The organism is Limnobacter sp. G6BE5S (assembly GCF_058448965.1).
In genome coordinates this window covers 19,439-34,549 of record NZ_JBZFLM010000003.1, presented here as the reverse complement: position 1 = coordinate 34,549, position 15,111 = coordinate 19,439, and the positions used below count along the sequence as shown (strand labels likewise).

General features: G+C 52.6%; 14 protein-coding genes. 11 read left to right on the top strand and 3 right to left on the bottom strand.

Translation table 11 applies throughout. The features are described from left to right. The 4 genes from ACVL1J_RS05900 (at position 1) to ACVL1J_RS05885 (ending at position 6,007) form a co-directional block, all read left to right on the top strand. A complete protein-coding gene (locus ACVL1J_RS05900) occupies positions 1 to 2,109 on the top strand; it encodes a chemotaxis protein CheA (protein ID WP_341237873.1) in 2,109 nt (702 codons plus the stop codon). A 20-nt stretch (positions 2,110 to 2,129) separates the two neighbouring features. Beyond that, positions 2,130 to 4,328 (top strand): methyl-accepting chemotaxis protein, encoded by a 2,199-nt coding sequence (locus ACVL1J_RS05895; RefSeq protein WP_341237590.1) that lies wholly within the window; start codon positions 2,130 to 2,132, stop codon positions 4,326 to 4,328. Positions 4,329 to 4,342: 14 nt separating this feature from the next. Continuing rightward, a complete protein-coding gene (locus ACVL1J_RS05890) occupies positions 4,343 to 4,867 on the top strand; it encodes a chemotaxis protein CheW (RefSeq protein ID WP_159569806.1) in 525 nt (174 codons plus the stop codon). 90 nt (positions 4,868 to 4,957) lie between these two features. Beyond that, complete coding sequence (locus ACVL1J_RS05885) at positions 4,958 to 6,007, top strand: GGDEF domain-containing protein (protein WP_341237589.1); 1,050 nt, start codon at positions 4,958 to 4,960, stop codon at positions 6,005 to 6,007. A gap of 10 nt (positions 6,008 to 6,017) precedes the next feature. On the opposite strand, the gene ACVL1J_RS05880 is transcribed toward ACVL1J_RS05885, so the two are convergent. Together ACVL1J_RS05880 and ACVL1J_RS05875 are read right to left on the bottom strand one after the other, a co-directional pair. Next, positions 6,018 to 6,245 (bottom strand): hypothetical protein, encoded by a 228-nt coding sequence (locus ACVL1J_RS05880; protein WP_491665179.1) that lies wholly within the window; start codon positions 6,243 to 6,245, stop codon positions 6,018 to 6,020. Positions 6,246 to 6,347: 102 nt separating this feature from the next. Further along, on the bottom strand, positions 6,348 to 6,830 hold the full coding sequence (locus tag ACVL1J_RS05875; RefSeq protein WP_341237588.1) for a MarR family winged helix-turn-helix transcriptional regulator: 483 nt from the start codon (positions 6,828 to 6,830) through the stop codon (positions 6,348 to 6,350). A gap of 294 nt (positions 6,831 to 7,124) precedes the next feature. On the opposite strand from ACVL1J_RS05875, the gene ectA reads away from it, so the two are divergent. The 7 genes from ectA (at position 7,125) to ACVL1J_RS05840 (ending at position 14,345) form a co-directional block, all read left to right on the top strand. Beyond that, the gene (gene ectA, locus ACVL1J_RS05870; RefSeq protein WP_341237587.1) at positions 7,125 to 7,652 is read left to right on the top strand and encodes a diaminobutyrate acetyltransferase; all 528 of its coding nucleotides are present in this window, start codon (positions 7,125 to 7,127) and stop codon (positions 7,650 to 7,652) included. Then, positions 7,649 to 8,983, top strand: a complete 1,335-nt coding sequence (gene ectB / locus ACVL1J_RS05865; RefSeq protein ID WP_341237586.1) for a diaminobutyrate--2-oxoglutarate transaminase — start codon at positions 7,649 to 7,651, stop codon at positions 8,981 to 8,983. Before ectA ends, ectB begins: the two co-directional genes overlap by 4 nt. After that, positions 8,980 to 9,369, top strand: a complete 390-nt coding sequence (locus tag ACVL1J_RS05860; RefSeq protein WP_159569819.1) for an ectoine synthase — start codon at positions 8,980 to 8,982, stop codon at positions 9,367 to 9,369. Before ectB ends, ACVL1J_RS05860 begins: the two co-directional genes overlap by 4 nt. A 22-nt stretch (positions 9,370 to 9,391) precedes the next feature. Then, positions 9,392 to 10,306, top strand: coding sequence for a phytanoyl-CoA dioxygenase family protein (locus ACVL1J_RS05855; protein ID WP_341237585.1), 915 nt, complete (start codon positions 9,392 to 9,394; stop codon positions 10,304 to 10,306). Between the two features lies 1 nt (position 10,307). Then, entirely contained in the window at positions 10,308 to 11,717 is a 1,410-nt protein-coding gene (locus ACVL1J_RS05850; protein WP_341237584.1) for a sodium/proline symporter, read from the top strand. Between the two features lie 139 nt (positions 11,718 to 11,856). Beyond that, a complete protein-coding gene (locus tag ACVL1J_RS05845; RefSeq protein WP_341237583.1) occupies positions 11,857 to 13,908 on the top strand; it encodes a histidine kinase dimerization/phospho-acceptor domain-containing protein in 2,052 nt (683 codons plus the stop codon). Further along, on the top strand, positions 13,893 to 14,345 hold the full coding sequence (locus ACVL1J_RS05840; RefSeq protein ID WP_341237582.1) for a response regulator: 453 nt from the start codon (positions 13,893 to 13,895) through the stop codon (positions 14,343 to 14,345). Before ACVL1J_RS05845 ends, ACVL1J_RS05840 begins: the two co-directional genes overlap by 16 nt. Here the strand turns inward: ACVL1J_RS05840 and fliR are convergent, their stop codons facing one another. After that, entirely contained in the window at positions 14,346 to 15,110 is a 765-nt protein-coding gene (gene fliR / locus ACVL1J_RS05835) for a flagellar biosynthetic protein FliR (protein WP_159569829.1), read from the bottom strand. Position 15,111: the final 1 nt, after the last annotated feature.

Sequence of the window (15,111 nt, the reverse complement as noted above, 5' to 3'; positions counted from 1 at the left end):
ATGGCCTTTGAACTGGATCTTGATGCTTCACGCGGCATATTTTTCACCGAGGCCAGGCAACTGCTGGCTGAAGTGGAAAGCTATGTGCTGCAGCTGGAGCAAAACCCCAACGACACCGAAGTACTGAATGCCGCTTTTCGCGCGGCGCACACCATCAAAGGCAGTGCAGGTGTTTTTGGTTTGCTGGTGATTACACACTTTGTGCACAACCTTGAAACTGTGCTGGATCGTGTGCGCAATTCTGAAATCGGCTTTGACGCGAATATGAGCACCTTGGTGCTTGAATGCCGTGACCACATTTCAGATTTGGTGGATTGCATTGAGGCTGGTGGCGATGCGGAAAGTGTTAGCCCCGAAATGGCAGGTGGGCAAGCTGGCCTGACTGCCCGGCTAAAAGCTTACTTGCTGCAGGAAGACCAACCTGCACCCAGCAGGCCAGGCAAGGGTGTTGAGGCCGATCAAGGGCAGCAAACCTGGCATGTGTCGGTGCGCTTGGGTCGCAGTACATTGTGCGATGGATTTGACCCGGCTCCCATTTTTTCGTACATGGAAAGTTTCGGCGAATTGCAGGCTGTGATGCCAGTGCTGGATGCACTGCCCAGTTTTGCAGACCTGGATTCCGAGACCTGTTACCTGGGGTTCGAGCTGCGTTTTGTCACTGACAAAGGCCAGGCCGGTATTGAGGATGCCTTTGAGTTTTTGACCGAGGAAAGCAAGGTTCGAATACTCGCCCACAACTGCACACCCGAGCAGTGGGACGACTTGGTCAATGCGCTGCCGGAAGGTGCTGTGCGCGCCACCGAGTTGTTGCACGAAGCGGGCTTTCGCAGACCAGTCGAGGAAGAATTGCCCGAGGAGCTTGAAGTTCAGGGCAGCGTTGTGAGTGCGGTACCGGGCAAAGTCAAAGCCGCAGGCAAAGCCACACCGACCAGTTCATTTATTCGCGTGCCTTCCGACAAACTCGATGCACTGATCAACCTGGTGGGCGAACTGGTCATTGCCAATGCAGGCACGGTGGAGCAGGCCAAACATTTGAACCACACCGCCATGCTGGAATCGACCAGCGCAGTGGCAGGTCTGATCGAGGAAATTCGAGACGGCGCACTGGGTTTGCGCATGGTGCAAATTGGCGAAACATTTCAACGCTTTCAGCGCGTGGTGCGCGACACCGCCATGGGCCTGGGCAAACAGATTCAGCTTGAAATTTCAGGCGAAGACACCGAGCTTGACAAGTCGGTGGTTGAAAAAATTGGTGATCCTTTGATGCACTTGGTGCGCAATGCCTTGGACCATGGTCTGGAAACTCCGGAAGAACGCGTGGCCGCCGGAAAGCCTGCTACGGGTCGCTTGCAATTGAATGCCTACCATGACAGCGGGCACATTGTGATTGAGGTCAATGACGATGGTCGTGGGCTGGCACGCGAAAAAATCCTGAAGAAAGCGATTGAGAAGGGCATCGTAACGCCCGACCAAATGCTGACCGACGCCGAAGTGAACATGCTGATTTTTGCGCCAGGTTTTTCTACGGCTGACAAGGTGACCGACATTTCCGGTCGCGGTGTGGGCATGGACGTGGTGAAGCGCAACATTGAAGCATTGCGTGGTTCTGTTCAGGTGCGTTCACGCCCGGGCAATGGTTGCACATTCGAGATTCGCCTGCCGCTGACCCTGGCCATCATCGATGGATTCATGATTGGTGTCGGTGGTTCGGTGTATGTGATCCCGCTTTCCTATGTGCGTGAGTGCCTTGAACTGCCTGTTGATGCTTTGGGCACCGACGATCGCATGGACATTCATTACGACCTGCGTGGCGAGTTTCTGCCGGCAGTGCGATTGCGCAAAGTGTTTCATCCCGATGCTAAGCGCCCCAAGCGCGAAAATATCATTGTGGTCAGCTTTGGTGGCATGAAGGCCGGCATTGTGGCCGATCAACTCCACGGCGAATCACAAACAGTGATTAAACCGCTGGGCAATCTGTTTGAGCAAAACCGGGCAATCAGCGGGGCCACCATTATGGGCAACGGTGATGTGGCCTTGATCATTGATGTACCGAAATTGATTACAGAAGTCAGCAGTATTTCAGCAAGCCTTGAGCAGGCCAACGCGTAATTTTACAAAGGAAAACGAACATGGGTGCATTTGATTTTTTGAAAAGCGGTCAGTTGGCAGCAGTGGCTGATAACCTTGAAGTGGAAATTTCCGGCTTGAAAACCAACCTGGAAAAGCCTTTGCAGGCATTGCCCACCAAAGACCTGAGCGGTGATGTTCTGTCCGTTGTGACCAAGATCAACGAGATGATTGCCAACGTGAATGAGCGTTCACGCAGAATTGAAGAAACTGCCGTGCGCAGCATTCACCAGTTGTGGAAAAAAGAAACATTGAAAGGCGCTGCCGATGAGTTGCCCGCGGTGATTCGCGACGCAATGAAAAAACTGGAAGCGGAAGCCATGTTTGCGCAACGCCAGGTACAAGCGCTGGAAAGCGTAGCCACCAACGTGATGATTGCCGATGCTGATTACAACATTGTGTACGTGAACAACTCACTGTCGAAAATGTTGGTGGAAGCGGAAACTGACATCAAGAAAGACCTGCCCCAATTTGATGCCCGCAAAATTCTGGGCGCGAACATTGACAGCTTTCACAAGGTGCCCAGCCACCAGCGTGGCATGTTGGCCCGCCTGCGCGATTCATACAGCACCAACCTGACCATTGGTGAGCGCCATTTCAACTTGTTGGTGACTCCCGTGTTTGATGCCTCGGGCACCCGCGTGGGTACTGTGGTGGAATGGAAAGACCGCACCGGCGAAGTGGCCATGGCCAAGCGCGAAGAAGAGCGTGCCGAGAAAGAGCGCAAAACTGCGCTGGAGAACCTGGCCATTCGCATTGCCTTGGACTCTGTGACCACCAACGTGATGATTGCTGACAACCAGAATCACATCACTTACTTGAATAACTCCTTGAACACCATGATGACGCGCAACGAGGACATGATTCGCAAGAGTCTGCCCAACTTCAACGTGCGCAAACTGATCGGTGCAAACATTGATGTGTTCCACAAAAATCCGGCACACCAGCGCGGCATGCTGTCTGCCCTGAATTCACCTTTGAAGACGGGAATTAAAGTGGGTGACCTCAGCTTCCGTTTGATCGCTTCACCAGTGATCAACGAGGCGGGTGAGCGTTTGGGTACGGTGGTGGAGTGGAGCGATCGCACTGGTGAAGTTGCAATTGAAAACGAGATTTCCGGCATTGTGGGCCGTGCCTCCGATGGTGATTTCAGCAGTCGCATTCGTGAAGATGACAAGGAAGGTTTCCTGAAAACATTGGCACAGAACGTGAACGGCTTGTTGACCACCACATCGGTGGGTCTGGAAGACGTGGGCCGTGTATTGAAACTACTGGCCAGCGGCAACATGACCCAGAAAATTACAGCCACCTACAACGGGCTGTTTGGTGAAGTGAAAGACGATGTGAACACCACCATTGACCGCCTGAGCGATGTGATTCGGGAAGTGCGTGGCAATGCAGATTCATTGACTAACGCGGCACGTGAAATTTCCAAAACATCACAAAGCCTGTCGCAGGGTGCAAGCAGCCAGGCCGCAGGTGTTGAAGAAGTGTCAGCCAGCATTGAAGAAATGGCGGGTTCGATCAAGCAGAACAGTGAGAACAGCCGCGTGACCGATCAGATCGCAACCAAAGCCGCTGAAGAAGCGAAAGAGGGTGGTCGCGCTGTGACTGAAACTGTGAACGCGATGAAGGCGATTGCCGACAAAATCGGCATTGTGGACGACATTGCTTATCAGACCAATTTGTTGGCCCTGAACGCTGCAATTGAAGCAGCCCGCGCCGGTGAACACGGCAAGGGTTTCGCTGTGGTGGCGGCAGAGGTACGCAAACTGGCCGAACGCAGCCAGGTGGCTGCTCAGGAAATTGGTGACCTGGCCAGCAGCAGCGTGAAGCAGGCCGAGCGTGCTGGTAGCTTGTTGCAAGAAATGGTGCCGGCGATTAACCGCACATCCGACCTGGTTCAGGAAATTACAGCTGCATCGAATGAGCAAACCAACGGCGTGGCGCAAATTAACCAGGCCATGATGAGCTTGAACCAGCAAACCCAGCAGAATGCCGCAGCTTCTGAAGAGTTGGCGGCAACTGCCGAAGAAATGAGTGGTCAGGCCAGCATGCTGAACACGGCCATGAGCTTCTTCGATACCGGCACTGGTCGCTCAAGCGCTCGGGCCTCAAGCCACGCTGAACGCAAGCCGACATCACCCAAAGCTGGCAGCCAAGGCAGTGCAGACAGTTTTGATAATTTTGACGACTTCTAACAGGGGCACTCACCATGAGCAATATCAATGAGCAATTGGCCAAGGCCATGGAGAGTGACAGCGCCAGCCACCAGTACCTGACGTTTCAGGTACATGGGCAAAAGCTGGCGGTGGAAATTCTCCGGATCAAAGAGATCATCGAGTTTGGGCGTATTACGGTGGTGCCAATGATGCAGCAATGTATTAGTGGTGTGATCAACCTGCGGGGCTCCGTGGTGCCGGTGGTGGATTTGAGTGCCAGGTTTGGACAGGGCAAAACTGAAATCAACCGACGCACCTGCATTGTGATTCTTGAATGTCAAATGGCCGAAGAAACACAGGTGGTTGGCTTCATGGTCGATGCGGTAAACGCCGTGGTCGACATTGGGGCCGAGTTTATTGCACCGCCTCCGCAGTTTGGCGCGGGTGTGCGAACAGACTTCCTGCGTGGTATCGGCAAAGTGGATGAAGAGTTTGTGTTGGTGTTGAACGTTGAGCGCCTGCTTGACTTCGACATTCCAACCAACCTTGAGGAAGTTGCTTCGGCCGCACTTGCTTAAAGCAATTACTTGGAACCGGCAGGCGGTAATGCGTCACTGAGATCATGAGCTGACACACCCACTGGGGGGATATTCTCCCGGTGGGGCACCATGAGATATCTCAACCGCATGTTAAAACTAAAATACGTTCTCGATATTTCAGACAGTGCCTCGCGCGCGCGGCAACGAATGGCCTTTGCCGGGCTTTCCTTTCTGATCGTTTTCTTTTTCGCGCCGGGAGGCGCGATCACTGGTAACAGCGCCCGCATGGCCTTCATGGTTGTGGTGGGGCTTTATTTTCTCTTTGCCTTGGTGCAGGCCTGGCTCATCTCCAATCGCGAACGCCATTGGGAAAAAATCGAACTACCCAGTTATTGTATTGATCTGCCATTGATTGGTTGGGGCTTGGTGGTTTCTGCAGACTACCTGGCACCCCTGTCGCCCTTGATCGCTGTGGTCGCGCTGATTCGGGGTATTCGTTATGGCCCCTGCATGCTTGCGTGTCACATTGGCTTGGGTATCCTGATCGTATTGGGTTTGGGCGCGTTTGTACCTTATTGGCAGGCGAACACCGAACTGGTGTATGCCAATCTGTTTTTGTTGTTGGTGTTGCCCATTCAGTTTTATGGGGTCAGTGTAAAAATTCAGGCCAGTTCAAAATCCTTGCGTCAGGAAAACCTGACCGACCCCCTGACCCGCAGCTTGAATCGCAAGGCACTTGAGGCCGCAGTGTGGCGGACCCTGAATGCCAAAGAACCTTTCGTTTTGTCCTTTCTCGATCTGGACAATTTCAAGATGGTCAACGACAGCCTGGGCCACGCCATGGGCGATAAGTTGCTCAAGCGTATCAGCAGCAAGTTGTCTGTTCGCCTGCGATCCGAAGACAAGGTGTACCGTTTGGCGGGCGATGAGTTTGTGGTGTTGAGTTTGGGAACCATTCGGCCAGACATGGCAGAAAATTTGGGGCAACGCATTAAGGCGGCCATTGCCGAGGCCATTGACTACACCTGCCCGAATCTGCCGGTTTCCGCCAGTGTTGGGGTGTTGCAGGTTACAACGTTTGAAGAGACAAGCCTTGAGAAGCTGTTGGCCCGGGCGGACGAGCTCATGTACGAAGCCAAAAAAACCGGAAAGGACCAGGTTCTGGTTGCGACACTTTAAGCGCTTGGGTTCAACCCTTTTTGGCGCAGTACTTGCTTATCGGTTCTTGCTGGTTAAGTGGGGTTTGCAGTTCGGGGGCTTGGTGCACATAAGTGCATTCTGCAATTTCACCGTAGTTGGAATCGCGAGTGGCCAAGGCTTTGCTGACCTGTATTGATACGAAGGTCACCATGAATGCTGCAATTGCGAACCACAGAACTTTTCTGTTGCGTCTAAAAAATGCGCCTAAATCAAGCATGGAGACCAGTCAAACCCCGAAAGTGTGAATTGTTGTAAATTCGTGACAATTATTAAAAATTATAAACAATAAGTCAATTCTTATTTGACAGCCTTGTTCAGCTTATTTCGTTGGTTTGTCGATCTCGCCCACATCAAGAATTGGCGAAGCGTCAATGGTCTCTGCGCCCAGCAGTGTGGTAACACGGCCCAGTACCGACGCAATCAAATGCTGTTCCCAGCTTTGCAGTTGACCGAAGCGCTCGGCAAAGCGGGTTTGAAGGCTGGACGGGGCGTCATTGACCTCGTGTTTGCCCTTCTCGGTCAGCACCACTTCAAGCCTGCGCTTGTCCACCTTGCTTCGAATTTTTTCGATCAAACCCCGGCTTTCCAGTTTTTGAAGAATGACCGTGGAAGTGACTGGAGAAAGGCTCAGCGATCTGGCCAGTTCGCCTGGGGAAATGCCTGGGTTGTCTGCCACGGATTGCAAAGTCAGTAGTTCAGAGGTTGCCATGTCGGCTTTTTTGGCCAATTCGCGGGCGCCCGATTCGGTGGCACGAATGATTCGGCGGAGCGAAATGAGTGAATTTTGTAAGGTGCTGTCCATGTGCGCTAACCCGGTGATTTAATTCAGTTTGATGAATTGTAGTGATTAACAGGCGCTGTGAGTTGAAAATTCCAGCGCTTAGAGCGATCCCACCAAATTTAACAATCCGGGGTTTGTTCGGGGTTTGTACAAGACGATTTGCAATCGTTCATAAAATAAACTATTATGGATTTGTTCTTTCATAAAAACTCTTTAAATTGTTGATTTGATTTAAGGAGCTTTTACGAAAGGATGAGAAGTAGTTAATTTGTTAATAACAAATGGGTCTGCCAATAACAGAGCCATCTCATCCAAATGTCAAACACTGATGTCGTCTTGCGACATCCCGTGCTCGAAGACGGTACTGCCGTTTTTGATCTTGTGGACGCTTGCAAACCCCTCGACCTGAATTCCCATTATTTGTACCTGTTGCAGTGCAGTCATTTTGCGCCCACCTGCGTAGTGGCCGCCTTGCATGGCGAGGTGGTTGCCTGGGTATCGGGCTACATTCCACCCAAGCAAACCGACACATTTTTTGTTTGGCAGGTGGCAGTGGGCGAAAAAGCCCGCGGTCTTGGTTTGGGCAAGCACTTGATCAACTGGGTGCTTGCACAGCAAAACGGCATCAACAAAATTCACACATCCATTACGCCTGACAACGCGGCGTCTTGGGGGCTTTTCAAATCACTGGCTCGCGACTGGGGCAGCGATTTGTCTTCACAAGACTGGTTCGAAGAACAGTCTCATTTTGGCGGGCGGCACAACACCGAAGTATTGGTGGAAATCGCTTTGCCAACTACGCCACTGGCGACATTCCTACAAACTCAAGGAGTACAACAATGAGTGACTCAAGCAAGTCAATCGACTTTCAAACCCTGAGCAAAATTCGCACATTCCAGAAAAACGAGTCGGAAGCACGCAGCTACTGCCGCAGCTTTCCAACCCTGTTTGTTCGCGCCAAGGGCAGCTACATGACCGACATGAATGGTCAGGATTATCTCGATTTCCTGTCTGGGGCAGGCTCGTTGAACTACGGGCACAACGATCCAGAGATGAAATCGGCATTGCTTGACTACATTACGGATGACGGCATTGGCCACAGCCTGGACATGCACAGCGCTGCAAAAGCCAAGTTCATTGATGCGTTCAATCGTCATATCTTGAAGCCGCGCGGCATGCAGTACCGCATCCAGTTCACTGGCCCAACCGGTACGAACTCGGTGGAAGCGGCCATCAAGCTGGCGCGCAAAATTACCGGGCGCAAGCAGATTATTGCCTTCACCAATGGTTTTCACGGTGTTACCCAGGGTGCACTGGCGTGTACAGCCAATACCCACCACCGCAGCCCCTCGGCATCGACTTTGTGCGGCGTGGACCGTTACCCCTACGACGGTTACATGGGCGAGGGCGTGGACACCACCGAGTACCTTGAAAAAATGCTGACCGACAAATCAAGCGGTCAAGACGCACCCGCCGCTGTAATTGTGGAAGGCGTGCAAGGCGAGGGTGGTTTGAACCCTGCGTCGATGAAGTGGTTGAAAAATTTGGCCAAGATCACCCGCAAAGCCGGTGCCATGCTGATTCTTGATGAAATTCAGGCCGGTGTAGGCCGTGCAGGTTCTTTCTTCAGTTTTGAAGAAGCGGGCATTGAGCCCGACCTGATCTGCCTGTCCAAGTCGCTTTCAGGCATGGGCTTGCCCATGGCCGTTACGCTGATTCGCCCAGACCTTGATTTCTGGAAGCCGGGCGAGCACAACGGCACCTTCCGAGGCAATAACCATGCGTTCATTACCGCGGCAGCTTCGCTGGAAAAGTATTGGGCCAACCCTGCATTTGAGCGCGGCATTGCGCAGCGTGCAGACGTGGTGAACCAAAGCTTGAACCGTATTTTGAAGGCCAATGACAACATCACGGTGCAGGTGAAAGGCCGCGGCATGATGCAGGGCATTGAAATGCAAAACGGTGCGCTGGCCGATGAAGTGGTGGCCGAATGTTTCAAGCATCACATGATTATCGAGACCTGTGGAAATGAAGGCCAGGTGGTGAAGGTGTTCGCTGCCCTGAACATCGAAATGGAAGACTTGAAGAAAGGTTTGACCCTTCTGGAAAAAGCGGTGGCCGTAGTAAGCGCCAAGGCTGAGAAGGAAGCCAACAGCAAAAAGGTGAAAGCATGATTGTCCGAAAACTCAGCGAAGTACAAGGCACGGAAAAGCACATTCATTCAAAAGGTTGGGACAGTGTTCGCATGCTGCTGCGCGACGACGACATGGGCTTTTCCTTTCACATCACGACCATTCATGCCAAGGCTGAATTGCACATGCACTACAAGAACCACCTGGAGAGCGTGTATTGCGTCAGTGGCAAGGGCGAAATTGAAAGCAAGATCGATGGCAAGGTGTATCCAATTGAGGCGGGCACCATGTACGCCTTGAACTTGCACGATCCGCATATTTTGCGTGCCTTTGACGAGCCCATGATCATGGCTTGCGTGTTTAATCCGCCCGTAACCGGTGCGGAAGTGCACGACGAAACCGGCGCGTATCCCGCGTTGGCCGAATAAATAAAACAGGAGGCAAAACACAATGATTGTTTCAGCCGTAAGAGACCCATACCCCACACGTGACAAATCTGAAGGCGCTTTGATTCGACGCGCCGAACCTGTGGTGCACGGTGAGTGGACCGAAGATTCGCCGTTGACCCAGGCGCAAGTAGAACAGTTCGAACGCGACGGTTACCTGGTATTGACCGATGTATTTTCAGCGCATGAGCTGGACGAGTTGCGTGCTGCCGCCGAGCGTGTGAGCAAGAATTGCGCACAAACCCATGCAGGGCAGCTGATCAAGGAAGCCGATGGCGATCAGCTCCGTACCCTGTTTGGTGTGCATGGCATGGAAGGTTTGTTGAAAGAGACTGCCAGCAACCCACGCATGCTTGAAGTGGTGCAATTTCTGCTCAACGACGCGGTGTATATCCACCAGTCACGCCTGAATTTTAAAAGCCCGCAGTATGGCAGCGGGTTCGAGTGGCACAGCGACTTTGAAACCTGGCACGCCGAGGACGGCATGCCCGGCATGCGTGCGATTAGCGCCACGGTGCTGCTGACCGATGAAATTTCAGCCGATGGTTCCTTGAAGTTCATGCCACGCAGCCACAAAACATTCGTGGCCTGTCCTGGCGAAACACCAGACACCGATGGCTATCGTGAAGCATTCAAAAAGCAGGCCGTGGGCAAACCGCCTGCACTGTTTCTCGATTTGCTGGAGGAAAACGGGGGAGTTCAGGAAGTGGTGGCGCCGGCCGGTTCAGTGTTGCTGTTTGATTGCAACGTGATGCACGGCGCAGGCAAAAACACCAGTGACCACCTGCGTGCCAACCTGTTTTATGTGTACAACGCAATCAGCAACGCCCTGCATTCGCCTTACGCTGCGGATGCGCCAAGGCCTGAGTTTCTTGCCGCACGCACTGTTGAGGCCTTGACCCTGCAGGTGCCTGCTTAATTTGGGCGCAAGTTTTTTCATTTGCTTGGGCCTGGTGCTGCTGGTTGGCTTAAGTTCAGCCAGGCAGGCCAAGGCCAGTGCGGCTGATTACTTCGTAGCCAGCCGCAGCGTGCCTCCGTGGCTGGTGGGCTTGTCGGCAGTGGCCACCAACAATTCAGGTTACATGTTCATCGGCCTGATCGGCTACACCTATGCCGTGGGCATTCAATCGGTTTGGCTCATGGTCGGCTGGATTGCGGGCGACCTGATGGCCTCAAAAATTGCGCATGAACGCATGCGCGACGAGGCCGAGCGTGTGCATGCCAACGGCATCATCAGTTTGTTGGCGCGCTGGGGCGGCACCCGAAACAGATCATGGCAAATATTGGCTGCGCTGGTCAGTGTGGCTTTTTTGAGCACCTATGCCGCCGCGCAAATTTCGGCTGGCGGCAAGGCACTGGAAGGCATGCTGGATATCCCCATGGCCATTGGCATGGGCATGGTGGCGGTGGTGGTGATTGCCTACAGCATTGCAGGCGGCATGCGCGCATCCATCTGGACCGATGCCATGCAATCGCTGCTCATGGTTGTTTCCATGGTGGTGCTGTTGTTCGCTGCAGTGACTCACCTGGGTGGTTTGCAGGCTGTATTTCAGCAAGCCGGTACCATTGAAGGTTTTCTGGATCCAAGCCCCACCGATCTGGACATTCCCGGTTTTGTTGGCCCAATTGCGTTTGTGGTGGGCTGGATGTTTGCCGGCGCGGCAGCGCTGGGGCAACCACACATTGTCAGCCGTTTTCTGGCTTTGCAAAATACCCGCCAAATGAACCAGGTACGCTGGTGGTATTACAGCTACTACCTGCTGTTCTATTGTTTTGCCACGGCGGTGGGTTTGCTGAGTCGCTTGTACTTTGGCGAAAGTGCTGGTTTCGATCCAGAAATGGCTTTGCCCACTATGGCACGTGACCTGCTGCCGCCCTGGTTGGCCGGGCTCATGCTGGCGGGTATTTTTGCCGCGACCATGTCCACAGCCGATTCGCTGGTGCTGTCGTGCTCGTCAGCCCTGACCCAGGATTTACCGTCCCGACCTTCTGAAAACAGGTGGGTTCTGAAAGCCGCCACGGGCTTGACCACCTTGTTCGCCTTGGGCATTGGCCTGTGGAGTGAGCAAAGCGTGTTCTCGCTGGTGGTGTGGGCGTGGGGTACCCTGGGCGCCGCGTTTGTACCTATCCTGATTTGGCAGGTCATGGGGGCCCAATTAAACTCGCTGGCCATGCTTTGCATGTCGAGTACGGGTGTGTTGATTACTGTGGTCTGGAAGTTTTATGGTTTTCCCAATACCGTGTATGAAGGTGCTGTGGGCATGTTCAGTGCTTTTGTTTTGGGCGCCTTTTTCGCAATAAGTACTATCCGCAGCCGGTTTCACCCCTAGCTACCCCGATTGGGGGGATAGGTGTATCACCCCAAGTTGTTAAATTGTGTAAACGACCTGCAAGTTCTTGTCAGGTATCAATACTCAATAATTAAATCAGCATCAAGCTGGATAAATCGAATCAGGGGCGGTGCAATTCATGAATTGGCTAGTGGAGGATTTTGCATTCGCAGCAGCTGCAATTTCAGAGGCCAACCTTTCCGGCTTGGCATTTGGTTTTTTCGCCTCTCTTTTGGCCATGACAGTGGGCGTCGAAGTCCGAATCAAAAACCCCCCCTTGATTGCCAACAGTCACTACCTGATTCGTCGGGGGGTGCTCATTACCCTCTACGTCATTTCCATGTTTTTTGCCTCGGCCTTTGTGGGGCTAACCTTGCCCTCAGCCAAAGGGGCATTGTTCAGTATTTCAGGCACGGTGCTCACGTTTTTCGTGTGCATTGCAGTGTTTATTTATGTGGATTATCTGGTTCAGTCGGCCAAAGCGGCTGCCAAGCTGTTCATGTTGTTGTTCACTTCCTTGGGTATTCTGATTCAATACCTGATTCACATGGCTTTTATTTTCATACCCAACAATCACCAGGTTGTGCAGGTGCGTTGGCCCGGCCTGATCGCCATGTATGTGTTTCTGTTTGTGTGCATGGGTTTGCTGAGCCGCTTTGCGCATGAAACCTCGGTGGGTAAATCAAAGCCATTGCAAAGCCGGATGATCTACATATTCGGCATTGTGGGTTTGAACCAAATGATCGCGCTGAGCCTGATTGGTTTTGTGCATGTGACCGATGGCCCCGAACACACCACCTGGTATGGACTGTGGACCGGCTGGGCAGGGTTCGAGATATTCGTCAGCTTTTTTGCCTTGCTGATGATTTCTGTGCTGATGTGTTACGTCTATGTTCTGCTCGACAAGTCTGTTCAAATCTTGCGCGCAGACAATCAGAAACTTCAGGTGATGAAGCAAGATGCCTTGGCGCAAGTGGCCAATGCATCAGAAAAACTTGAACTGGAACGAACCCGCATTGAGCAATTGGAGCGTTCCATTGAACTGGTGCAGCACGACCATGAAATGTCGGTCGATAGTTTGGTGGCCGCTGTAGCAACACTCGAAGACGGTGTTTTTGAATGGGATATTGAGCAAGAAACAGTCGCCTTCAGTTCAACCTGGCGTCGATTGTTTGGCTTTGATGAGCAGGCACAATCCACCATATCAGCCAATGCATGGCGTGCCGGTATTTTGAGTGAAGACATCAAGGGGCTTGATGCAGCCCTGCAATCCTGCCTGACAGCCATCTTGCCCAGCACTGCTGTGCAGGTGCGTTATGCAACAGCCTATGGCTCGTTGTTGAAGCTTGAAATTCACTTGGTCGCGGTTAAAAATGCCTATGGCTTGCCCAGCAAGGCGGTGGGAATTATTCATGACCGAACCGAGGAAATGGACCTTGAGCTTTCCATTCGGGAGGAATTGAATGAAGAGTCGCTGTTGTCTTCCAGAAAGTCCCAGTTTGTGTCGTACCTGTCGCATGAAATCCGAACACCGATGACAGTGATAGGTTCAGCCAAAGCGTTGCTGGAAAGTTCGCTGCAAAAGGAGCCGGTGAACATGGAGTCGGCCTTGCATTACATCGATCAAATTGGCGGTGCCTTGCGTTCATTGCGGGCACTGGTCGATGAAACATTGATGTTTATGGGGGCAAGTTTCACGCGGAATCATTTGAACATTGCACAGCTGGATATCCGGAAAGTGTTTTGCCAGTTTTCCTCGTTTGAGCAAAGGCGCAGGCATGGTCAACACTGGCTGGAATATGAGTTGCACCCCAGTGTTGATCAATTCTGTTTTTATTCGGATGAGTACGTGTTCACCCAGGCGATGAGGCAGATGTTGTCGTTTGCTGAGGGCAAAGACTCACATGCTGGCAAATTGATCATCACAATGCCCAATGAGAATACCCTGAACCTGTGCATAGAATTGCTGGAGTGGCCTGTCTGGATGGTCAAGGCTGGACAGCTTGAACCCATGCACGATGAAGAAACTGTGGTGCCTTTCAAAGGTGAGCATTTGCCATTCACCTTGTTGCTCACCAAGCGGGTGATACGGTTAATCAATGGCCGCATTATGATCAAAAACCGGCGTAATCGTCATTACTTGTGTGTCGATTTGCCGTCTCTGAAGGAGGAAGCATGCCGCGTGTCATGATCGTAGAGGATGATTTGACCATTCTCAGTAATCTCTCTCAGTTGCTGCAACTCAGCGGGCTCGATGTCATGGAAGCACACGATGGGCAAGAGGCACTTCGCTTGCTGCTGGAATGCCGTGTGCACGATACCGCTTTGCCCAGAATGATTGTCAGTGACTTGATGATGCCCAATATGGACGGCTTTGATTTGCTGCGGGCCGTGCGAGGCGATTCGCATTTCAAGAAGCTTCCCTTTGTGTTGTTGAGTGCCCGAAGTGATGCGAGCGATCTGCAGCAGGCGTTTGCTTTGGGGGCCAACGATTACTTGATCAAACCCTTTGAGGTGGATCAGTTGATGGAGGTGATTCGGTATCACCTGTCGAACGCTGTGGATCGCAAGAAAGGAACTTTGGCAGGAAAAGACTGCACGGTAGACAGCGACTTTTTTCTGGAATAATCAGCCCGTTTTGAGTACAGAAATACTCAACAGGCGACCAATGGCGCTGTCGATTCCGGCAATGAAATAGGGCAGGCTGACCCACAGTATCCAAAGGCCGACACCAATCGTGATTGAGAAACCGATCGACATCACGTTCAACTGAGGCGCAGCACGCGCCAAAATGCCCATGACAATGTTGCTGATCAACACCGCCGCCAACACAGGCAGGGCAATTTGCAGCGCGAGCATGAACATGATGCTGCCCGCCATGGCAATGTTCTGGGTGTTGACCACCGAAAGGTTTGCACTGATCGGGATCAACTCGAAGCTTTGAACCACCGCTGCGATCACCAACAGGTGACCATCAATGACCAGAAATACAAGACTGGCCAGCACGCCCAGAAAACTGCCGATCAGTGGCGTTTGTGTGCCGCGGGCAGGGTCAATGAATTGGGCAAAGGCCAAACCCATTTGCAGGCCCAGCAAATCGCCTGCCATTTCGAACGCTGCAAACACCAGGCGCATGGAAAAGCCCATGGCCACACCGATCAGTATTTGTTGTATCAAAACGGGAATGGCCTGCGTCGAACTCAACACCGGTGGTGCGGGCAACAGGGGCATCATCACAATGGCAATCAGTGCGGCCAGCCCCACGCGAGTGCGGCGCTGTACAGTGCGGTTGTCGAACACGGGGGCTGTGGCCAGCATGGCCAGAATGCGAATAAATGGCCACAAAAAACTGGCGATCCAGATTTCAAGTTGTTCGCCGTTGATGGGGACCATG

Coding starts and splice junctions, on each gene's coding strand:
- ACVL1J_RS05900 (WP_341237873.1), top strand. CDS start 1: ATGGCCTTTGAACTGGATCTTGATGCTTCACGCGGCATATTTTTCACC.
- ACVL1J_RS05895 (WP_341237590.1), top strand. CDS start 2,130: ATGGGTGCATTTGATTTTTTGAAAAGCGGTCAGTTGGCAGCAGTGGCT.
- ACVL1J_RS05890 (WP_159569806.1), top strand. CDS start 4,343: ATGAGCAATATCAATGAGCAATTGGCCAAGGCCATGGAGAGTGACAGC.
- ACVL1J_RS05885 (WP_341237589.1), top strand. CDS start 4,958: ATGAGATATCTCAACCGCATGTTAAAACTAAAATACGTTCTCGATATT.
- ACVL1J_RS05880 (WP_491665179.1), bottom strand. CDS start 6,245: ATGCTTGATTTAGGCGCATTTTTTAGACGCAACAGAAAAGTTCTGTGG.
- ACVL1J_RS05875 (WP_341237588.1), bottom strand. CDS start 6,830: ATGGACAGCACCTTACAAAATTCACTCATTTCGCTCCGCCGAATCATT.
- ectA (WP_341237587.1), top strand. CDS start 7,125: ATGTCAAACACTGATGTCGTCTTGCGACATCCCGTGCTCGAAGACGGT.
- ectB (WP_341237586.1), top strand. CDS start 7,649: ATGAGTGACTCAAGCAAGTCAATCGACTTTCAAACCCTGAGCAAAATT.
- ACVL1J_RS05860 (WP_159569819.1), top strand. CDS start 8,980: ATGATTGTCCGAAAACTCAGCGAAGTACAAGGCACGGAAAAGCACATT.
- ACVL1J_RS05855 (WP_341237585.1), top strand. CDS start 9,392: ATGATTGTTTCAGCCGTAAGAGACCCATACCCCACACGTGACAAATCT.
- ACVL1J_RS05845 (WP_341237583.1), top strand. CDS start 11,857: ATGAATTGGCTAGTGGAGGATTTTGCATTCGCAGCAGCTGCAATTTCA.
- ACVL1J_RS05840 (WP_341237582.1), top strand. CDS start 13,893: ATGCCGCGTGTCATGATCGTAGAGGATGATTTGACCATTCTCAGTAAT.
- fliR (WP_159569829.1), bottom strand. CDS start 15,110: ATGGTCCCCATCAACGGCGAACAACTTGAAATCTGGATCGCCAGTTTT.